The sequence below is a fragment of the Herbidospora daliensis genome (assembly GCF_001570585.1).
Lineage (GTDB): Bacteria > Actinomycetota > Actinomycetes > Streptosporangiales > Streptosporangiaceae > Herbidospora > Herbidospora daliensis.
The window spans coordinates 225278-245156 of the sequence record NZ_BBXF01000005.1; the positions used below are offsets into that span (position 1 = coordinate 225278).

General features: G+C 70.2%; 21 protein-coding genes and 1 pseudogene. 15 read left to right on the forward strand and 7 right to left on the reverse strand.

Annotation, left to right across the window (positions count from 1 at the left end):
- Nucleotides 1–39: 39 nt before the first annotated feature.
- Entirely contained in the window at nucleotides 40–570 is a 531-nt protein-coding gene (locus AW274_RS24290) for an ATP-binding protein (protein WP_232320329.1), read from the forward strand.
- On the opposite strand, the gene AW274_RS24295 is transcribed toward AW274_RS24290, so the two are convergent.
- Entirely contained in the window at nucleotides 554–1024 is a 471-nt protein-coding gene (locus tag AW274_RS24295; protein ID WP_157520694.1) for a DUF5946 family protein, read from the reverse strand. The genes AW274_RS24290 and AW274_RS24295 overlap by 17 nt on opposite strands.
- 18 nt (nucleotides 1025–1042) lie before the next feature.
- Between AW274_RS24295 and AW274_RS24300 the strand changes: the two genes are divergently transcribed.
- Nucleotides 1043–1807 (forward strand): GntR family transcriptional regulator, encoded by a 765-nt coding sequence (locus AW274_RS24300; RefSeq protein WP_062436588.1) that lies wholly within the window; start codon nucleotides 1043–1045, stop codon nucleotides 1805–1807.
- On the opposite strand, the gene tmpA is transcribed toward AW274_RS24300, so the two are convergent.
- Nucleotides 1781–3349, reverse strand: coding sequence for a 2-trimethylaminoethylphosphonate dioxygenase (tmpA, locus tag AW274_RS24305; protein WP_062436590.1), 1569 nt, complete (start codon nucleotides 3347–3349; stop codon nucleotides 1781–1783). The two genes, AW274_RS24300 and tmpA, sit on opposite strands and share 27 nt — an antisense overlap.
- A 108-nt stretch (nucleotides 3350–3457) precedes the next feature.
- Between tmpA and AW274_RS24310 the strand changes: the two genes are divergently transcribed.
- Nucleotides 3458–4162, forward strand: coding sequence for a TSUP family transporter (locus AW274_RS24310; protein ID WP_232320331.1), 705 nt, complete (start codon nucleotides 3458–3460; stop codon nucleotides 4160–4162).
- Here AW274_RS24310 and AW274_RS24315 read toward each other — a convergent pair.
- Nucleotides 4109–4762, reverse strand: a complete 654-nt coding sequence (locus tag AW274_RS24315) for a class I SAM-dependent methyltransferase (protein ID WP_062436593.1) — start codon at nucleotides 4760–4762, stop codon at nucleotides 4109–4111. The genes AW274_RS24310 and AW274_RS24315 overlap by 54 nt on opposite strands.
- A 33-nt stretch (nucleotides 4763–4795) precedes the next feature.
- Between AW274_RS24315 and AW274_RS24320 the strand changes: the two genes are divergently transcribed.
- The 4 genes from AW274_RS24320 to AW274_RS24335 all read left to right on the forward strand — a co-directional run bounded on the left by AW274_RS24320 (nucleotide 4796) and on the right by AW274_RS24335 (nucleotide 7506).
- A complete protein-coding gene (locus AW274_RS24320) occupies nucleotides 4796–5533 on the forward strand; it encodes a VOC family protein (protein ID WP_062436595.1) in 738 nt (245 codons plus the stop codon).
- Between the two features lie 238 nt (nucleotides 5534–5771).
- On the forward strand, nucleotides 5772–6311 hold the full coding sequence (locus AW274_RS24325) for a DUF1062 domain-containing protein (protein ID WP_232320333.1): 540 nt from the start codon (nucleotides 5772–5774) through the stop codon (nucleotides 6309–6311).
- A gap of 73 nt (nucleotides 6312–6384) precedes the next feature.
- On the forward strand, nucleotides 6385–6900 hold the full coding sequence (locus AW274_RS24330) for a DUF1697 domain-containing protein (protein WP_062436600.1): 516 nt from the start codon (nucleotides 6385–6387) through the stop codon (nucleotides 6898–6900).
- 111 nt (nucleotides 6901–7011) lie between these two features.
- Nucleotides 7012–7506 carry a hypothetical protein gene (locus AW274_RS24335; RefSeq protein WP_062436602.1) on the forward strand — a complete coding sequence of 165 codons (495 nt, stop codon included), beginning with the start codon at nucleotides 7012–7014 and terminating at the stop codon, nucleotides 7504–7506.
- A 367-nt stretch (nucleotides 7507–7873) separates the two neighbouring features.
- On the opposite strand, the gene AW274_RS24340 is transcribed toward AW274_RS24335, so the two are convergent.
- On the reverse strand, nucleotides 7874–9040 hold the full coding sequence (locus tag AW274_RS24340; RefSeq protein ID WP_232320335.1) for a coiled-coil domain-containing protein: 1167 nt from the start codon (nucleotides 9038–9040) through the stop codon (nucleotides 7874–7876).
- A 189-nt stretch (nucleotides 9041–9229) separates the two neighbouring features.
- On the opposite strand from AW274_RS24340, the gene AW274_RS42140 reads away from it, so the two are divergent.
- Together AW274_RS42140 and AW274_RS39480 are read left to right on the forward strand one after the other, a co-directional pair.
- Nucleotides 9230–9475 (forward strand): hypothetical protein, encoded by a 246-nt coding sequence (locus AW274_RS42140; RefSeq protein ID WP_062436605.1) that lies wholly within the window; start codon nucleotides 9230–9232, stop codon nucleotides 9473–9475.
- Between the two features lie 124 nt (nucleotides 9476–9599).
- A pseudogene (locus tag AW274_RS39480) lies at nucleotides 9600–10148 on the forward strand (TnsA-like heteromeric transposase endonuclease subunit); the annotation flags it as partial.
- A gap of 792 nt (nucleotides 10149–10940) precedes the next feature.
- On the opposite strand, the gene AW274_RS24350 reads toward AW274_RS39480, so the two are convergent.
- On the reverse strand, nucleotides 10941–11486 hold the full coding sequence (locus AW274_RS24350) for a TetR/AcrR family transcriptional regulator (RefSeq protein WP_062339347.1): 546 nt from the start codon (nucleotides 11484–11486) through the stop codon (nucleotides 10941–10943).
- A gap of 163 nt (nucleotides 11487–11649) precedes the next feature.
- Here AW274_RS24350 and AW274_RS24355 point away from each other — a divergent pair, with 163 nt between their 5' ends.
- The 4 genes from AW274_RS24355 to AW274_RS24370 all read left to right on the forward strand — a co-directional run bounded on the left by AW274_RS24355 (nucleotide 11650) and on the right by AW274_RS24370 (nucleotide 16054).
- Nucleotides 11650–12489 carry an oxidoreductase gene (locus tag AW274_RS24355; RefSeq protein WP_062436606.1) on the forward strand — a complete coding sequence of 280 codons (840 nt, stop codon included), beginning with the start codon at nucleotides 11650–11652 and terminating at the stop codon, nucleotides 12487–12489.
- A 178-nt stretch (nucleotides 12490–12667) separates the two neighbouring features.
- On the forward strand, nucleotides 12668–14122 hold the full coding sequence (locus AW274_RS24360; protein ID WP_062436609.1) for an aldehyde dehydrogenase: 1455 nt from the start codon (nucleotides 12668–12670) through the stop codon (nucleotides 14120–14122).
- Nucleotides 14123–14235: 113 nt separating this feature from the next.
- Complete coding sequence (locus AW274_RS24365; protein WP_198169384.1) at nucleotides 14236–15717, forward strand: MFS transporter; 1482 nt, start codon at nucleotides 14236–14238, stop codon at nucleotides 15715–15717.
- Between the two features lie 133 nt (nucleotides 15718–15850).
- A complete protein-coding gene (locus tag AW274_RS24370; RefSeq protein WP_157520695.1) occupies nucleotides 15851–16054 on the forward strand; it encodes a hypothetical protein in 204 nt (67 codons plus the stop codon).
- A 295-nt stretch (nucleotides 16055–16349) separates the two neighbouring features.
- Here the strand turns inward: AW274_RS24370 and AW274_RS40545 are convergent, their stop codons facing one another.
- Together AW274_RS40545 and AW274_RS40550 are read right to left on the reverse strand one after the other, a co-directional pair.
- Complete coding sequence (locus AW274_RS40545) at nucleotides 16350–16568, reverse strand: site-specific integrase (protein WP_157520696.1); 219 nt, start codon at nucleotides 16566–16568, stop codon at nucleotides 16350–16352.
- A 115-nt stretch (nucleotides 16569–16683) separates the two neighbouring features.
- Nucleotides 16684–17046, reverse strand: a complete 363-nt coding sequence (locus AW274_RS40550; protein WP_157520697.1) for a site-specific integrase — start codon at nucleotides 17044–17046, stop codon at nucleotides 16684–16686.
- A gap of 1048 nt (nucleotides 17047–18094) precedes the next feature.
- Between AW274_RS40550 and AW274_RS24390 the strand changes: the two genes are divergently transcribed.
- A complete protein-coding gene (locus AW274_RS24390) occupies nucleotides 18095–18538 on the forward strand; it encodes a CBS domain-containing protein (protein ID WP_062436617.1) in 444 nt (147 codons plus the stop codon).
- Nucleotides 18535–19827, forward strand: a complete 1293-nt coding sequence (locus tag AW274_RS24395; protein WP_062436619.1) for an ArsB/NhaD family transporter — start codon at nucleotides 18535–18537, stop codon at nucleotides 19825–19827. Before AW274_RS24390 ends, AW274_RS24395 begins: the two co-directional genes overlap by 4 nt.
- The last annotated feature ends 52 nt before the right edge of the window (nucleotides 19828–19879 follow it).

Sequence of the window (19879 nt, forward strand, 5' to 3'; positions counted from 1 at the left end):
AGGACGGCCGACACACTGAGTTATCCGCCGGGATCGTTGGTGATCCTGACCGGCCTGCCGGGCGCCGGGAAGACCACGCTGCTGCGCCGCCTCTACGCCCTCGACGGCGACGAGACCCGGCCCGTCGCCCGGGGCGGGCTGACCGTCATCGACAGCTACCAGTCGCGGCTCCACTGGCGGGCCCGCATCCCCTGGGCGCCCAAACCGGTGCGCACCGCGATCACCTGGGTCACCCACATGTCCCGCATCTCGCGGGCCATGCGCACCGGCCCGGTGATCGCCCACAACCGGGGTTGCGGCGTCCTCCCGCTCTACGTGCTGGCGTGGCTGGCCGTGCGGCGCGGCACCCGGCTGCACCTGCTGATGCTCGACACCCCGCCCGAACTGGCGATGGACGGGCAGCGCTCCCGCGGCCGGGTGGTGCCCAAGGCCGCCTTCGGCCGGCACATCCGCAGGTGGGGGCGGCTTCTTGGCCGCGTACAGGAAGGAGACCCGGCGCCCGCCCTCACGGCCCACGTGCTGACGCGGGCCGGGGCCGACCGGCTCAAAGAGGTCAGGTTCGACCGCTGAGCCGCTCGACCGTCGCGGCGGCGACGGCCTCGACGCGCCGGCCGTAGGGCTCGGCGCCGTCGAACACGAAACTGCCGCCGACGACGGGAAGCGCGCTGAACGAGGCCGCGAAGCCCGTCGCCGGCGCGTCGGGCGGCAGCGGCGTGTACTTCTCGAACGGCGTCATGTCATAGCCCTGCCGGGAGGCGTGCCGGTTGCGGGCGACCTGGTGGGCCGCGACCCGGATCACCGCGTCGACCCCCTGGTCGAGCAGCAGCTGCAACCAGCGGAACTGCACGTCGAGGTGCTTGGCGTGGCCCTCGGCCGGGTGTTGCAGCAGGTAGGCGCAGACGACGGGGTTGTGCCAGCGGTACATCCCGGGGTTCGACTGCTCCTCGGCGAGGATCGCGTAGTAGTAGTCGGCGCACCGGCCCAGCGGCCCGGCGGGCGCCCCGCAGTCACAACGATCCGTCATGGCCTGGATCATAGGTGGGTGGACGACCGTGACGTGCTCTACCGCCGGGTGGCGGCCGACCTCCGCGAGGCCGTCGCGGGCGGGGTCTACGGCTCCGACGGCCGGCTCCCGGCCGAGTCGGCGCTGGCCGAGCACTACGGCGTCTCACGCGGCACGATCCGGCAGGCGCTGGCGCTGCTGCGCGCCGGCGGCGTGGTCACCTCGCGGCGCGGCACCCGGCGGGTGGTGCTCGGCGCGGCCCCGGCGCAGAGCTTCGCCGAACTGCTGAGCTTCACCACCTGGGCCCGCTCCATCGGCGAGGAGCCGGGCGGGGTGCTCGAATCGCTGACCGTGCGGCCCGCCGACGAGGAGGAGCTGACCCGGCTGCGGCTGCGCCCCGGCACTCAGGTGTACGCCGCCCTGCGGCTGCGCACCCTGTCGGGACGCCCCGTGATGATCGAGCGCACCGCCTACCCGTCGCGGGTCGGCCGCATCGTGGCCGCGCTGCCCGCCGACACCGTCTCCTACACCGAACGCCTGCTCGGCCACGGCATCGTCTTCGCCGACGCCGAGCACACCATCGACCTGGCCTTCGCCGACCCCGACGACGCCCGCCTGCTCGGCTGCCCCGAAGGGGCCGCGCTGCTGCGCGAACGCCGCCGCACCACCGACCCGGCCGGCCGGCCGGTGGAGTGGTCCGAAGACCGCTACCTGCCCGGGACGGTGGCGTTCACCGTGCACAACTCCATCGCGACCTCGACGTTGTCGCGGCTGCGCTCAGCCGCGCAGCAGCCGGGCCAGTAGCGGCCGGAAGTGCGCGAACGCGGGCGTCGCCGCCCCCGCGACCTTCGCCGCGTCGTCGAAACGCCGCACCGCGACCGCGTCGGCCGCGCCCGGCAGCGCCGCGAACCCGGCGGCCTCCTGCGCGCTCATCGGGCCGCCCTGGACCTGGAGGGTGAACTCCGACGCCTCCGAGAGCCGCGCCCGGTAGTCCGGCTCGACCGCGCACAGGTAACGCTTGGCGGCGACGTGCAGCCGGACCGGCTCGGTCACCTCCGGCCCGAACCAGCGGCCCAGCAGGTCGGCCCCGGTGTGGCTGTGCCGGTTGTCGACGCCCGCCATCAGCTCCGCACCGCCGTCGAGGTGCCCCAGGTCGTGCAGCAGCGCCGACGCGACCAGGTGCGCGGACGCCCCGGCGGCCTCGGCGAGCGCGGCGGCCTGGAGCATGTGCTCGGCCATGGTGACCGGTTCGCCCAGGTAGTCGCCGGTGCCGGGCCCGGTGAAGAGCGCCTCGAGCTCGTCCAGCGCGATAGTCCTGCGCAGCACCGCGAGCGTGCTCGCCAGGCCGTCGAGGTCGGCGTACGCGCCCTGCAGGTGCCGCGCGCCGCTCTGCTCGAAGGCGGTGCGGGCGTGCAGGAGCCGCGTGTTGTCGAAGATCAGGCAGTCGCCCGGCCCGAGCCGGAACGTCAACATCAGCTCGGGCCGCGCCAGCACCTTCGCGAAGGCGCGGTAGGCGTCATAGAACCCGCCGGGTGAGCGCAGCGTGCCGAACGACCGGTTGTTGAACCGGACCTCCCGCACGTGCCCGAGCGGATCGACGTCGATGAGCGGCCGGAACGCGCTCAGCTCGGTCTGCGCGTCACGGTAGACGAACGGCACCGGCGTGCGCGCCAGCACCGCGAACGCGCCGGGGTCCTCCGCGCGCAGCAGCGCGGCGGCGTGGAACCCGTCGACGAGCCCCGAGTCGCCGCCCTCGGCCGCGTTGGTGAGACAGTGCAGCAGCTGGATCGTCGGCACCGGGTCGCGGTAGGGGTTGTCGGTGTGCGGGGCGATGGCCCGCGAGGTGAAGGCCAGGTTGCCCGGCGCGGGCTCCACCCGCACGTCGAAGAGCCGCCCGTAGTTGGTCTCCCGGACGTACCCGAACGACTCCGCCACCTCGAGGACCTGGCCCTCCTCGACGGGCACCCCTCGAAGCAGCGCGAACCCGAGCCGCTGCACGGCTTCCAGGACACGGAGCCGTTCGGCGGGCATGGACAGGTAAGTGTGCCAGTCGGCTTCGGGAAGGGCTTCCGGGGCTTGGGTCAGGTCGGCGGCGGACCACAGGCGTTTGCCCGCTTCGCTGCGGTGGTCGACTGCGGCCGGGGCGGTCAGCCAGGCGCGGGGGTAGACCGAGCGGTGCCCGTCGGGGAACCAGGTCACCTCGATCTGGTCCGCGCGTTCGGCCAGCGTGCCGATGGCCAGGTCGTCGGGCAGGTCGGTGATCTGGAAGAACTTCTGGCCGCTGTGCGGGTCGCGGCAGTCGGGGCACGGGCAGTTGTCCCGCAGCCACATCGGGTTGTCCAGCATGTCATCGTCCTCGTTCGCAAAAGTTGTATAGCCAACTTTGCGGGCCGAGATGTCCGGAAGGTGAAATCCCGTTGAGCGGGACGGGCCCGGTTCGTGAGGCTGGGGTGCGTGCTGCTGCTCGGGATCGTCGTGGTGGGGGCGTCGGTGCAGCGGCTCACCGGGATCGGGTTCGCGCTGGTCGGCGTGCCCGCGATGGCGCTGCTGCTCGGACCCGCCGACGGGGTGCGGCTCGCCAACTGCGGCGCGCTGGTCATCAGCGCCGCCGGGCTGGCGGCCACCTGGCGGTCGGTCCGGCCGGGCGCGATGATCCCGCTGGTGCTCGCCGCGGCGGCGGCCGTACCGGCCGGGGCCTGGTTCGCCCGCGGCCTGCCCGAACCCGCGCTGCTCGCCGTCACCGGGGCGTTCGTCACCGCCGCCGCCCTGCTGGTGATGGCCGGGGTCCGGGTGCGGTCGCTGCGCGGGCGCGGCGGCGCGCTCGCGGCCGGCGCCGCGAGCGGTTTCCTCAACGCCTCCGCCGGCGTGGGCGGCCCCGCCGTCTCCCTGTACGCCGTCAACGCCGGCTGGACGGTACGCGAGTTCGTCCCCAACGCCCAGTTCTACGGCGTCGTCGTGAACGTCTTCTCCATCGCCGCCAAAGGACTCCCCCAGCTCACCGCCCCGACCTGGGCCCTGGTCGGCGCCGGCATCGCCGCCGGGCTGGCCGCCGGATCATTGCTGGCCCGGCACGTGCCCGAACGCCCCGCCCGGTGGACCGTGTTGTCACTCGCCCTGGCCGGCGGCCTCACGACCCTGGTGAAGGGCCTGACGGGCTGACCCCCGCGCGTGGAACGACCACGGGGTGCGGACCGGCGGGAAGTTGTACCGGTGCACCCCGGTGACCGTGAACCCCGCGCCCTCCAGCAGCGCGACGGTGTCACGCCCGGTGTGGCACCCGCCCGCGAGCGGCGGCCAGATCGTGGCGTCGAGGGCGCGCTGCATGCGTACAAGACCCGGGGAATCGGCCCTCCCGTGCTCCAGGAACCGCAGCTCACCCCCCGGCCGCAGCACCCGCCGCGCCTCGGCGAGCGCCTGGCCGACATCGGGGATCGAGCAGAGCACCAGGCAGAACACCACCGCGTCGACACTCGCGTCGAGCGCGGGCAACCGCGCCGCCGACCCCGCGAGCACCTCGACGGGCACCGGCGCCGCGGCGGCGGAGGTCGCGGCGTGCCGCCGCAGCAGCGCCTCCGGCTCCACCGCCAGCACCCGCGCGACGGCCGGCGGGTAGTGCGCGAAGTTCGCGCCGTCCCCCGCCCCTACCTCCACGACCTGCCCCGACAGCCCCGCGAGCAGGGCACGACGGTGCTCGGTCATGCCACGACGGTCCATGGTCTGCCGCAACCGCGGCCACATCCGGGCGAAGAGCTTCGGCATGACTCCATTAGACCCACGCATAAGATCGTCCGCATGGCGACGAGGCTGGTACAGATTCACATGAAAGCCGCCGACGACGAAGCGGTCGGCCGCTTCTGGGCCGAGGCCCTCGGCTGGGGCCTGTCCAGCGAGGGTCCGGGCGTGACCAACCTCGAACCCGAAGGGCTCACCTATCCCGACCCGACGGTCGTCTACATCGACGTCGTCCACGACCCGCTGCCCAAAACGGTCAAGAACCGCGTGCACCTCGACCTCGCCACCACCTCGGTGGCACACCAGGCCGAGCTGCTCGCCCGGCTCCGCGCCCTCGGCGCGACGCCGGTCGACGTGGGTCAGGGCGACGTGCCGTGGACGGTGCTCGCCGACCCCGAAGGCAACGAGTTCTGCGTGCTCGAACCCCGCGAGATCTACCGCGACACCGGGCCGGTCGCCGCTGTCGTCGTCGACTGCGTGGACCCGCGTGCCATGGCGGGGTTCTGGGACGAGGCCATCGACTGGACCCTCCACGAGGTGACCGACGACCACGCGCGGCTGCGGTCGGCCAAGGGGGGCGGGCCCTACCTGGAGTTCGTCCGCACCCCTGACGTGAAGACGGTGAAGAACCGGGTGCACCTCGACCTGCGGCCCTATCCCGGCGACGAGCAGGCGGCCGAGGCGGCGCGGATCCGGGCGCTGGGTGCCGTCGACATCAACATCGGGCAGGTCAACGTGCCGTGGACGGTCTTCGCCGACCCCGAGGGCAACGAGTTCTGCGTGCTGACCCCGATGTAGAAAACCGTTTGTCCCCGTTGCCGGCGGGCCCGTAGGTTGCCTGCGGCCACCGCAGTGAAGACAGAGGACGACCGAGTGACCCCGCCTGCTTTCCAGATCTGACACGTACCACCGCACACCGTAAGCCGACCCTCGCCGTCGGCTCCGCCGGGCTGCCCCGGCCACACGGCGTCTGAGGCCGCGCGTCAATCGGCCTCGTGTCAGATCCAGAGAGACCATGTCTTCACAACCTCATATCGTGCTGCCCTGGACCGTCCGCCGAACCAGGCTGCCGCTGCTGTCCCTACGCTGCGTCGACTGCGCGTCGGCGTCCGCGACGACCGGAGAGGGCCGGTTCCGGGTCAACGCCAACGGGAAACTGCTCGACGTGTGGCTGCTCGCGCGATGCGTGCGCTGCGACCGCACGAGCAAACTGACCGTGCGTTCGCGGGTGCCGGTCGGGAGCCTCGACGCGGCGGCGCTGCGCGGCTATCGGGACAACGACCCCGGCCTGGTGGCGTCGACCCTGCTCGACCCCCTGGTCGCGTACCGGAACGGGTTCGCCCTCGACTGGACGGGGGCGTGGCGGCTTCTCGGCCCCGCGGTCCCGCTCGACGGCGGGTGGCCGGTGCGGGTGGAGGTGGGCTTCGACGACCCGGTGCCGGTCCGGCCGGACCGGCTCATCGCCCAGGGGCTCGGCCTGAGCCGGGGCGAGGTGACGCGGCGGGTGAAGTGCGACGTTTCACTGCGCCGTGCGACGAGCCTCGGGTTCTCCTTCACCGTGCTGGCCGGAGACTAGCGGTGGTCCGGGGGGCGGTTTTCGCCGTCCCCGGCATCGCCCTGGTTTTTGAACGAGCTGCCAACATGGGCGGGTGACCCGATACGTGGCCCTGTTGCGCGCCGTGAACCTCGGCAGCCACAAGAAGATCGCCATGCCCGACCTGCGCGCGGTCTGCGCGGGCCTGGGCTATGACGACGTCCAGACCTATCTGCAGAGCGGCAACGTCGTCTTCTCCACCGCCGAAACCGTGGCCGAGAAGGTCGCCCAGGACCTTGAGGAGGCGCTCGCCGCCCGGCTGGGCCTGACGACGGACGTCATCCTGCGGACCGCGGATCAGATGCGCGCCCTGGTCGACGGCTGCCCCGTCGAGGTGAGCGACCCGACCAAGGTGTCGGTGCTCTTCCTGCGCGACCAGCCCGCGCCCGACTGGCTCGACGGGTTCGACGCCGGCTCCTTCACACCTGAGGCCTTGTGGACGGCGGGCCGGGACATCTACTTCCACCTGCCCAACGGCACCGGCCGGGCCAAACTGCCCCCGGCTGTCGGACGCCGTCTCAGGACCCCGGCGACGATGCGCAACTGGCGAACCGTCACCAACCTCACCTGACAGGTATTTGCGCGCGCAGCTTTCTCGCGGCGCACGGGGGTGTCGTGAAGGCACGTTGCAAGCAGACCGGCTTCTACTGCGGACAACGTCGTCCTCACCAAGGAGAATCCGGTGAACCGCATCGTCCGCATACTCGGCCTCGGCGCCACCGCCGGAGCCCTTTCCCTGGGCCTGTTCGCACCCGCCGCCACAGCCTCCGCTCTGGCTGATCGGACCGCGACCGGCAACGTCACGTTCGACATGATGGACTACGAGAACTTCGGCAAGAACGAGCGCTGCCGCTACACCCTCCCTCTCAGCAAAACCGGGCGGATCGGCGGGCCGGCCAAGAGCTACAAGGCCTGGGCGAAGTGCGGCGGAGAGATCCGCACCGAGATCCACTACCGGCTCCAGTGGGCCGCCTCGGGCATCCTGACCGTGGACGACATCGCCGTGTGGTTCTTCGAGGGCAACAGCGCCGACACTCCCTGGCTGAAAGGCAAAGGGAGCATCGGCAAATTCCTGCTCTGGCCGGGGCAGACCGCCACCAGGCAGATCCGGGTGCAGAACGACGCCGACCGGCAACCTGACGACCGCACCATCCTGACGTTCACCTTGCGCAACTGACAGCTGGTTCCGCGGCCTCCGGCCGGTGCGGCCCGGATTCCCGCTGGGCGAGACCGTTGCCGGCGGTGGTTTCCGCTCGCGCGAGACGACTGGCAAGCCGGTGTAGAGGGCTGCCTGCGGATCCTTCGGCAGGTGGCGGTCCCGGTGAACACGAGCGTGGAGTTCTGCTGCTTCCAGGAGTGCTTCCAGCGATGGAGACCATGACCAGCACGGTCGCGGTGAAGGCCGAGACGTGCGGCCGTGCGTAAGCAAGCCGGTCGGTGCGGGGGTTACCGGTACCCCAGGAGGCCGGATGACCAAGCGGGCTCATGAACGATGACACTCGACGAGTTCGATCGCTTCCAGGACGCGGTCGCGGATGGGGCCCTCACCCATCGACGGCAGGTGCGGACCTGAGCTCGGCCGCGACCGCCCGCTCCCTCAGCACGGCCGCCTCCGTACGAGCCGACTCCAGCTCCGACCGCAGATCACCCAGCCGAGCCCGCTCAAGGGCGAGTTCGGCGCGCAACGTGGCGACGCTTTCCTGAACAGCCGCGTGTTCGGCACGAAGCCGGGTCACCTCGGCCTGGGCCGCCTCCCCCGAAGTCCTGAGCGCGGCCGCCTCGGCCTGGCTGGCGCTCAGATCCGCAGCCAACGCGTCCCTCTCCTTCCGGGCCTGGGCCATCGCCTTATCCGAGGCGGCCAGCAACCCGGTGACCCGGGACACCTCCGCCTTGGCCTCGGCCGCACCAGCGGCCGCATCGGCCCGCGCCTGATCGGCGGCCTCGGCCCGCGTGACGGCCCGGTCACGCTCGGCCTCGGCCGCGTCGGCCCGCGCCGTCGCCGCGGCGGTCGCCTTCTCGGCGGTGGCGACGTCCTTGCGCGCCTCCTGAACGTCCCGCTGCGCAGCGGCCGCCTTCGCCTCCGCCCGCCGGCCCTTCTTCTCGGCCTCCGTGGCAGCCGCCCGCGCCTCCTGCGTCTCGGCCTCCGCGTGATCGCGCCGCGCCTCGGCCTGCTCGGCCCGCCTCCGCGCCTCGTCCGCGGTCTGCTTGGCGACCCGCTCGGTCGCCGCCGCTTCCCGGAGCGCGGCCAGCGCCTGCTCCCGGGCGTTCTCGGCGTCGGTGAACGCGTTGTCCCGCTCCGCCAGCGCCTCGTCGGCGCGGTGTTCGGCCTGTTGGGCATTCCTGCGGGCGTCTTCGGTGGCGGCCCGGGCCAGGCGTACCTGCTCGAAGGCCTGTTCCCGCTCGGCCCGCGCGACGGCCACACGGGTGTGCGCCTCGGCCTGCACGGCGCTGAGGCGGGCTTCGACGCCTGCCGGCGAGAGTTCGTCGGCCAGGACCTGGGCCAGGGGGGCGATGGCTGCGGCCAGGCCCTTCTCCATGCGGTCGTAGAGCTCTTCGGCGCGGGCCAGGGATCCGTCGAGGCCGGGGGTGGAGCGGCGCAGTTCGCGGGATTTCTTGGCGGCGGCCTGGCAGTCGCTCTCGGGACAGTACTCCTTTGGGCGGCCGCGTCCTTGGCGCAGTTCCAGGGGTCTGCCGCAGTGCTTGCAGGTCACGAAGATCACTCTAGCATTTCTGATTTTCTGGAAACAGAAAATCAGAAATAGAGATCCGTTGTGTTGGAGGCGTAGATGATCTTCCAACATAATCCTCGTTATGTTGGTGGATCCCTACGGATGTGACGCGCAAGCTCGCCGGCTGTTCCGGCTCCGAATGTCCTGTCTCGTTGAAACTGGGGCATCCTGGTGTTCGTCTCATCGCAGGGCGGCGCCGAGCGGGGTGTCTTCGGCGGGGTCCAGGACGAGGTCGACCTGATGGCCTACGGCCCCCGCCTGGATGAGGCCAGCCGCCACCGCCCCCTCGCCCATGCGACCGGCCAGCCGGGCGACGTCTACATCTGCCACCCGCTCCTCGTCCACGCCGCCCAAACCCACCACGGCACCCGCCCCCGCTTCATGTCCCAGCTCCCGATCACCCTGGACCCGCATTGAAGGCATGGGCAGAGCAGCGAACGCGGGCTACTGAATTCGAGCTGGTGTATCTGAGCGCCAAGGGCCGCTGGTTCACTGCTGGAGCGCCCGTTTCGAGAACGCGCCGCCCTGACGAACGTTCTCCTCACACCAAGGGCAGCGCAACTTCCCGGGGCTGTGGTGGTCTGCCACGACCGGCGAACACGTGGGATTCGAATCATGGTTGGAACCCGATCAGGCGATGACGCTTGACTTCTCCCCTCGAGTGATCGGGTTCTCCTGCCAGCCGTTCCGGCTCCTCTGGTCGGAGGACGGCACGCCGCGGAAGCACGCACCCGACTTCTTCGCGCGACTGGACGATGCAACAGGCCTCGTCATTGACGTCCGGGCAGATGACCGCATAGAGCCCACCGACGCCAAAGCGTTCTCGGTGACCGCAGCGGCATGTGAGGCGGTGGGATGGGCCTCCAAACGGGCGGGCGCACTGGATCCAGTGCTGGCTGCCAATGTCCGCTGGTTAGCGGGCTATCGCCATCCTCGCTGCGACAACCACGACTACGGAGCCCGGTTGCGGCAGGTGTTCATGATTCCGACTCCGCTGCTGGACGGTGCCAACGCTGTCGGCGATCCCGTAGCAGTTCTGCCAGTGCTGTTTCACCAACTGCGGCCGGGGATTTTGTGTTCGCTGAGCTAGCCGCAGCGCCGTTGGATGGCCAGACGCTGTTGCGTTCCCTTCATCGTCTGACACGCTGCCGCCCCTCCCCATGCACACGGCTTTCCCGCGCTCGGAGTACTACGGCGGCTCCGCCCCGGTCGCGCCTTCGGCCGACGTCGGGCCTATCCCGGCACCGCGCACCTGGACGGCGCGCAGCCGGGATCGATCGCGGACGGTTCCCACGTTCACTGCCGCCCGATCGACGGGTGAGGCACCCGGCTCTACCCCTGCGGCATCGCCACGGCTACGCCGTAGTCCTTCACCGTGGCCTCCGAACCCAGTCTGTTAAGACCCGATCCGGAGTTGCCCACCTCCCGATGACAAGGGGGCGGGTGCGCGCCGCTTCCCAGCCCGAATCCACCGGGTTAGGTCGGCGGTGCCCTACTCGTCGGTGGGCGTGGCCGCAGATGTGGTGGACAGGGCGAGGGCACCCGCTCCGTCGCCGTGCCGGGCCAGGAGGGTTGTCACGCTGGCGACCTCGCCTATACAGGTGTCGCCTACTCAATGAGTCTGAACTGATGGGTGGTCGTCGCCTGGGGCGTAGCGTCGCCACGCCGTTATGCCGTTCCGGCCGCCGGCCATGGACCCTATCGTGACCCGACCAACCAAAGAACTTCACCCAGCATCGGCCCGGGGACCGGCTACGGCGATCCCAAGATCCACACTCGCAGCGTCTGGTCCGCACCGCAGGACACGGCGATGATCTCGCCGGCCAGGGTACCGACGGCGCGGAAGAAGCCTTGGGCGCCGACGACTGGCTCACCCGCAGGGTCAGGTCACGCCGAGGCCGCGCAGGAAGGCGTCCGCGACGAGGTCGGCCGCCTGCGGGGGATCCACTGCGGGGAACTGGTGGGCGATGCTGTCGACGAGTGCGTCGAGGACCGCACGTGCCCAGGCCGCATCGATATCGGCGCGCAGGTAGCCCTCATCGCAAGCGCGCTGGATGAAGGTGCTCAGGCGCGCACTCTGCGCTTCACGGCGAGCGCTGGCTTCGGGGTCCTTCTGCATCATGCGGCGCGTGTCGACAGGCCACTCGCGGGCGACCGGGATGATCCCCTCCAGATAGCGGTGGAGAGCGACCGGCACCGGGGCCTCGGTCAGCCGCGCCTCGTCCAACACCCGCTCGGCCGAGTCGAGTTTGGCCTGGAAGACGGCGCGCAGCAGCGCCTCCCGATTCGCGAAGCGGCGATGAACGGTGGTGCGGTCGACACCCGCCGCAGCGGCGATGGCCGCCATCGACGTGCTTGGATCCTCCGCCAGGAGGCGGGCCCCGGTGCGGAGGACGGAGGACAGGTTGCGTGCGGCATCGGCTCTCATGGTCGGGCGATCCTAACCAGCAGTGGTGATTACAGCGCCATCATCCCATAGCAAGATTCATCTCATCCATCTACTGCAACATCAATGTTGCATTTGACGAAGAAACAGCTACATTGAGGTCGCGCCCCAAGGGCGGCAAGAAGCGAGATGAGAGGAGCACGCCATGTCACGGACTTGGCTGATCACCGGTGGTTCCCAGGGGCTGGGCAGGGCCCTGGTTCTTCAGGCTCTTGAGGACGGTGATCGAGTCGTCGTGACGTCCCGCAGGCCGGAGGCTCTGGCTGATCTGAAGGCGAAGTATCCGGAGCGGCTGGAGACCATGGCGCTGGATGTCACGTCGCCGTCCGAGGCTCGGGGCGTGGTGGCGGCCGCAGTGGAGCGATTCGGCACCGTCGACGTCGTTGTGAACAACGCGGGTTACGCCACCAGCGGTTCGATCGAGGACTTCCCGGAGGACGAGTTCCGGGCGCAGGTCGAGGCGAACCTGTTCGGCGTGATCAACGTCACCCGGGCTGCCCTGCCCGTACTGCGTGGCCAGCGGTCCGGGCACATCGTGCAGATCTCGTCCATCGGCGGCCGGGTCGGCGGCACGCCCGGGCTCAGCGCCTACCAGACAGCGAAGTTCGGAGTCGAAGGCTTCTCCGAGGTGCTGGCGAACGAGGTGGCCCCGTTCGGCATCAAGGTGGTCATCGTGGAGCCGGGCGGTATCCGCACCGGCTGGGCCGCCGGCGCCGCGAAGCCGTCCGGACCCATCGCTCCTGACTATCAGCAGACGGTCGGCGCATGGCTGGAGCAGTTCGCGGCCTACAGCGGCAACGAGCCCGGCGACCCCGCCCGAATGGCCCGGGCCGTCATCGCCGCCGTGGACGCGCCCGAGCCCCCACGCCGGCTCCTGCTCGGCAGCGACGCCCTGGAAATCGCTGTCAGCGCGGAAAAGGCTCGCCTGGCCGAGGCCGACGCATGGGCCGAAGCGAGCCGCTCCACCGACCACCAGACCGCGTAACGACCCTGAAGCTTCGCGTGCCGTCGGTCGCCTGCCCGACGGCACGCGACCACGGGCCCGGCGACAGCGCGGATACCCGCTCTCTCCGGTGGTCTCCTCCACTCCTGCGGCATCGCCCGGGACGCACTCCCGCCCGGCCCTCGCACCCACCACGTTTCACATGAAGAGATCGACAGACATGACTGTTCGCGACAAGCTCTACATCGGCGGCTCCTGGGTCACCCCCAGCAACCCGGAGTTGCTCGACATCCTTTCCCCCCACGACCAGTCGGTGCTGGGCCGCGTGGCCCAGGCCGCACCCGCCGACGTGGACGCGGCCGTCGCCGCGGCCCGCGAGGCCTTCGACCACGGCCCCTGGCCGCGCACCACGCCCGAGGAGCGGCAGGAGATCATCCGGCGCTACGACGCCCTGCGCACCGCCCGCGCCGACGAGGTCGCTGCGGCAATCTCCGTCGAGAACGGCTCGGCCGGCTGGTTCACCAAGGTCGGCCAGCCCTTCCTGACCCGCCAGGTCAACGCTTATCTCAAGGCGGCCGAGGAGTTCGGCTGGGAGGAGGTCATCGAACCCTCCGACCCGTCGGTGGCCTTCGACACCATCGTGCGGCGTGAGGCGATCGGCGTGGTCGCCGCGGTCATCCCGTGGAACTCGCCGTTCTCCGCCGCCACCGCCAAACTGATCCCGGCCCTGCTGGCCGGCAACACGGTTGTCTTGAAGGTCTCCCCGGAGAACTCCCTCAGCATGATGCTGCTGGCGGACCTGTGGCACGAGGCCGGGCTTCCCGCGGGCGTGCTCAGCATCCTTCCCGCCGACCGCGAGACCAGCGAGCACCTCGTCTCCCACCCGGACGTCGACAAGATCGCCTTCACCGGCTCCACGCGTGCCGGCCGGCGCATCGCCTCCATCGCCGGAGAGCACCTCAAGCGGGTCAGCCTGGAGCTGGGCGGCAAGTCCGCGGCTCTGATCCTGGAGGACGCGGACCTGGACGCCGCCGTACAGGGCCTGCGCTTCGGCTCACTCGGCAACAACGGCGAGGCCTGCATCCTGCAGACCCGCATCCTGGTCCCCCGCGAGCGTTACGAAGAGGTCGTCGCCGCGCTCAAGGACATGGTCGAATCGCTGAAGGTTGGCGACCCTTCCGCCCCCGACACCTTCATCGGCCCGATGATCCGCCCCGACCAGCAGCAGCGCGTCATCGACTACATCAACATCGGCATAGCGGAGGGCGCCCGCCTGGTCACCGGCGGCCCGCACGTCCCCGAGGGCCTGGAAAAGGGCAACTACGTCACCCCGACCCTCTTCGCCGACGTCGACAACTCCATGCGCATCGCCCAGGAGGAGATCTTCGGCCCGGTCCTGGCCGTCATCGCCTACGACGACGAGGACGACGCCGTCCGCATCGCCAACGACTCCGAATATGGCCTCTCAGGCGGCATCTGGAGCGCCGACCCCGAGCACGCCCTGGCCGTCGCCCGCAAGCTGCGCACCGGAACCATCACCCTCAACGGCTCGCCCATCAGCTTCGACGGCCCCTTCGGCGGCTACAAGGCCAGCGGCCTCGGCCGCGAGTACGGCAAGGTCGGACTCACCGGCTACATCGAGCACAAGTCCATCACCCGGCTCCGGCAGCCGTAGCCGACCGGAGAGGCGCAGACCTACCGGGCCGGAACCACCCGCAGTGCGGTCGGCAGGCCCCACCTCCTGGCCGTGACCGCTCCCCGCAATCGCTGTACCGGCGTGCCACCCGCATGCGCGAGACCCGCGACCTGTCCCGCGCCGTCGTCAAGACGCCCCCGTTTCCCCGGAGAGACAACCCCATGCCCAGCAAGTCCACCCGCCTCATCTTCGCGGTCCTCGCGAGCGGGGCGGGCGTGTTCTCCATGCTGCAGTCACTGATCGCGCCGGCTCTGCCGACTATCCAACACGCACTGCACACCTCCCAATCCACCGCCACCTGGGTAATGACGGCCTACCTGCTGTCCGCCTCGGTGTGCACCCCGATCATCGGCCGGGTCGGCGACCTGGCCGGCAAGAAGCGCACCCTCGTCGCAGTGCTGCTGACCGTCCTCGCCGGCTGTCTGCTCGCCGCCCTCGCTCCGAACGTCGGCGTCTTGATCATCGCCCGCATCATTCAGGGCGCCGGAGGCGCGGTGTTCCCACTGTCCTTCGGCATCATCCGCGACCAGTTCGAACCCGGCAGGGTCAGCGGCAGCATCAGCAACCTGTCCGCCGTGATCGCCGCCGGCGGCGGCGTCGGCATAGTCGCTGCCGGTCCCATCGTGGCCGGGCTCGACTACCGCTGGCTGTTCTGGTTTCCCGTCGTCATCGTCGCCGTCACCGCCCTGCTAGCCCTGTGCTATGTCCCCGAGTCGCCCCGACGGGCGAAGGGACGGGTCAGCTGGTCCGGCGCGGTGCTGCTGTCCGGATGGCTGGTCGCGCTGCTCCTGCCGGTCAGCTGCGGCAGCCGGTGGGGCTGGAGCTCCGCTGCTGTGATCGCGCTGTTCGCCGCGGCCGTCGTGCTCTTCGCCCTGTGGCTGTTCGCGGAGTCCCGCTCCCGCAGCCCGCTGATCGACCTGCGCATCATGCGCGTGCGGTCCGTGTGGACCACGAACGCCGCCGCTCTGCTGTTCGGCGCAGGCATGTCTTCGGTCTGGTCGTTCCTGCCCGGCTTCGTACAGACACCCCGCTCCGCCGGCTACGGATTCGGCGCCAGCGTCACCACGTCCGGACTGCTCATGTTGCCCATGCTGATCGCGATGTTCGTCGCCGGTGTGGTCAGCGGACGCCTGGAACCCAAGGTCGACGCCAGACGCCTGCTGATCTCGGGGGCCGTCTCCGCCGCAGTCGCCTGCGCCATCTTCGCCCTGTGGCACACCCAGGAGTGGCAGATCGCCGTCGCGGCGGGCGTTTTCGGCCTCGGCGTCGGTCTCGCCTTCGCATCCATGGCCAACCTCATCGTCGGCGGCGTACCTGCCGAGCAGACCGGCGCCGCGACCGGCATGAACGCCAACCTCCGCTCCGTCGGCGGCGCCATCGGAACCGCGATCACCAGCCTCCTGGTCACCAGCCACCTCCAGCCCTCCGGCCTGCCGTACGACTCCAGCTACATCCACAGCTTCTCCGCGCTGACCCTCCTCCTGCTCGGAGCCGCCCTCGCCGCCGCCCTCGCCCCGGCCCGCAAAGCCGTCCGTACGCCCCACCTCCAGCTGACTCCCGCCGCCGCAGAGTAAACAGGGAGCGTGCTGGCGCGCTGGAGGAGTACCAATGCCGTCCTCGTCCACACCGCACTGACCGGGCTGGACGCGCTGACCTATGCCATTGACTCGCTCGCGGGTGCTCCGCCCCATATCAGGGAGGCTGAGAATGACAACACCATGGTTGCCGGTCGATGACGCTCAGAACCGGGCACGTCAGGCGACCCAGAACCGGTGCCTGGCGGCCGCCACCGCGCTGGTGGCCGACCTGGTGATACTGACCGTCGGGCGCAATGACGCCCTGCTGGCGGCGGGGGCGCTTAGCCTGGCCATCGCCGTGCTGCTCGGCGCGTACGCCTACCGCCACCGCTAACAGGCGCACGGAGGGTCACCACCCCGCCACCTGTCCGCACCCGACCCACGCTTCTTCATACTGATCGCGGCGCTCGCCGTCACCGTGGCCATCCTGGCGGGAGTCGGCCTGCTCATCCAGTGCTGAGCGAGACGGAACATGTCCCGGCCCAGTGAAAGTGGCACCAAATGATCGCTAAGCGTCTGTCGAACGCGGACCTTTGACACTGGATGCGCGGACTTCTTGGCACAACGAAGCGGCGGCCGACATCGATGAGACTGCGTGGCCAAGCCGAGATTGAGTCTGTTTTCCCTGGTCAGAGGCCGACGTTGCGCATGGCGTTGTCGCGCCAGCGGTCCACGGCGCGGATGTAGTTCAGCACCACCGGGGAGTTGGGTGCCCAGCGGCCGTGTGCGGCGATGACCGAGGCGGCGTAGGCGACGGTCGCTCCGCCGGCGCGCAGGCTGTGCGCGGTGGCTGTCTCGGCGTTGGGAACCCCGGCCCGGACGGCGAGATCGCCGACGATGACGTTCACCGAGTCGCCGGTCAGTGAGGGGCCGACGGTGCGGTGCCTGGAGGGCCGTCGTCGCGATGCTGTTCGGCCTGGTCCAGGGCCTGTAGCCAGTCCCGCCAGGCAGCGACCGGGTCGGTCAGCGGGTGGCTGCCGCTCGGGATGGCCATGGTCTGCCCGGCCGAGTCCTTGTGGTCTTGGAAATGGCGATTCGCACCTCCAGCCCGTCGGGGACCTCCCGGACGTCGGCGCGGTGTAGCGCGACGAGTTCGCTGCGGCGGCCCATCAGGGCCGGCCCGAGCACCAGCAGCAGCCGGTCCCGGAGCCCGATCACGCTGGTCAGGTCGCAGGCGTCGATCATGGCGCGCAGGTCCGGGATGGTCGGCGGCGGCGCCTGGCGGCGGACGTTTCCGCTGGTGGCGCGGCGTCTTATGTGGGTGCGTAGGGCCAGCCGGGCGGCCTCGGTGGCGGGCTGGCCAGGGTGTCCGGACAGCCGGTGCATGGTGCGGATGGCGGCGATGGCCTGCTCGATACTGGTCGGTGCCTGGTCGGCGGCGCACAGCGCCGCGGTGTATTCGGCCAGCGTGTGACCGGTGGCGGGCAGCGCCCGGGCCGCCTCGCTGAGGACGTAGTCGGCCGCGGTGTGCGCGACGCCACCCCCGGCATCCTGCGGCCCGGCTGCGGGGGCGAGTGGATGCCCGCCGCCGGTTCGGTGCGGCTCCGGGAGCGCGAGCGGTCCGGTCTCGTCCTACATGCGGCTTTCATGCCCCTATTCGGTCGGGTGTCCGTGGTGCTCACGGACCGGTCTCTGACCTCCGATAAGGAATGACAGGGATCCGTCGACTGAGGATGATCCGTGGGATGCGGAACCCGGGCTGGGTCTCGATCTGAAATCGAGCACGGATTCGGGTGCTCCCTATGGGCGATGCGGCAATCCCGGGTGCGCCGAGCTGCGGGAGACCCCCGATGGGCAGCCGCGGCCCCTGCCCAAGCCGAAGACCAAACCGAGCCGCTACTGCTGCGAGGCCTGTAAGGACCAGGCCCGCAGGCACCGTCAGGCCGCCCCCGAAACGGGCGCACCTGTCGCTGGCTACTGCATTTCACCGAGCAGGCCGACAAGCGCGCCGCGCTGATCGCCCAGGCGATGCAGAAGCGCGTCGTGGTCTGGCCAGCCGGGATCGTGTAGGTGCCGGTGTACTGGCCTCCGGGGAGGATGAGTGCAGAAATCAGCGGTGGGCCTCAGCTGCACCTCGGTGTCGCACAGGAGTTGAGGCCGGTCGAGCTATCGAGGGTTCGCTTAAGGATCGTCTTCCGATCCCTTGTCGTGCGGTGACAGATGCCTTTCACATAGCCCAATACGACGGCATGTTCTCTGGCTTCTTAAGAAGACGGCGAGAGCCGAGAGTTCGGCGCGGATGCTTCTAGATCGTGTGGACATTCGTTGATGCACCTTGCCGGTGCCTTTTCCGCTACCAGTTGTTAGAGTTCGTGCCTGGTGAGCCGGGAAGTCTGGTCGGCGCGATTTTGCCGTCTTCGAAGGGCCCAGCGCCATGCGTGCACGCGATCTGCTCACCGACTTCCCCACCGTCTCCCTCGACACCCCGATCAGGGAAACCGCCCGGCTGATGGCCGAGCTCGACCTGGCCGGGCTGATCGTGCTGAACGAGGACGGGCTTCCGCACAGCGTGCTGCCGGGGACCCAGGTCCTCGCGCTCGCGGTGCCCGGCTACTGCCAGGACGACCCTGCGCTGGCCCGCGTCGTCGACGAGGCACACGCTGACCGTTTCCTCGACGACGTCGGCGACCGAACCGTGCGGGATGCGCTGCCGCCCCAGCCGAGAGAACTCCCCGTGATCGACCCCGAGGCCACGATCTTGGAGGTGGCGGCGCTGATGGCCCGGACCCGCAGTCCGCTGATCGCCGTCGTGGAAGGGGATCGTTATCTCGGGGCGATCACTCTCACGGTGCTGTTCGACCGGGTCTCCGGCGCGTGAGCGCGCTCGCCTGGGTGTCACTGGCGGTCTTCCTGGGCGTCTACGCCCTGATCGCCTCCGAGCGGGTCCACCGGGTGGCCGCCGCGCTCGGCGGTGCGGGCATCATGCTGGGGATCCACGCCACCGACGCGGGGGCGGCGTTCTTCTCCGAAGAGACGGGCATCGACTGGAACGTCGTGTTCCTGCTGCTCGGCATGATGGTCATCGTCGGCGTGCTGAAACAGACGGGCGTCTTCGAATACCTGGCCATCTGGGCGGCCAAGCGCGCCAAGGGCCGCCCCTACCGGCTGATGGTCCTGCTCGTCCTGATCACCGCGGGCGCCTCGGCGCTGCTCGACAACGTGACCACGGTGCTGCTGATCGCCCCGGTCACGTTCCTGGTCTGTGCCCGGCTCGGACTGTCCGCGGTCCCGTATCTGATCGCCGAGGCGCTGGCCTCCAACATCGGCGGCGCGGCCACCCTGGTCGGCGACCCGCCGAACATCATCATCGCCAGCCGGGCCGGACTGTCGTTCAACGACTTCCTGGTGCACATGGCGCCGATGGTGGTGGTCCTCGTCCTGGTGTTCCTGGGCCTGTGCCGGGTGCTGTTCAGAAAAGCGTTCGTGTACGACGAACGCCGCGCCGCCGACATCATGCAGCTCGACGAACGCGAGGCGATCTCCGACCGTCGGCTGCTCTGGCAGAGCCTCGTGGTTCTCGGCCTGGTCCTGGTGGCGTTCGTGCTGCACCCGGTGCTCCACTACGAGCCCTCGGTCGTCGCCATCCTCGGCGCCGGCATCCTGGTGGCAGCCACGAAGGTCACCACCGAGGAGGCCATCGCCGAGGTCGAGTGGCCGACCCTGGTGTTCTTCATCGGCCTGTTCGTCATGGTCGGCGCCCTGGTCGAGACCGGCGTCATCGGCCAGGTCTCCCGCCTGGCCACCGAGGCGACCGAAGGCCGTCTGGGGCTGGCCACGATGGTCATGTTGTGGGGGTCGGCCGGGATCTCGGCGATCGTCGACAACATCCCGTACGTCGCCACGATGAGCCCCATCGCCGCCGACCTTGTCCAGGCCAACGGCGGCAACGAGCACGCCCAGGTGCTCTGGTGGGCGCTGGCCTTCGGCGCCGACCTGGGCGGCAACGCCACCGCCGTCGGCGCGGCGGCCAACGTGGTGGTGATCGGCATCGCCGCCCGCAACGGCCAGCCGATCAGCTTCTGGACCTTCACCAAGTACGGCCTGGTCGTCACCGTGGTCACGGTCGCCCTGGTCACCCCTTACCTGTGGCTGCGGTACCTGCTGTAGGGATCGCGTAGAGAAATCACACCGGGGCGTCATGGTCGCGTACCGACCGGCT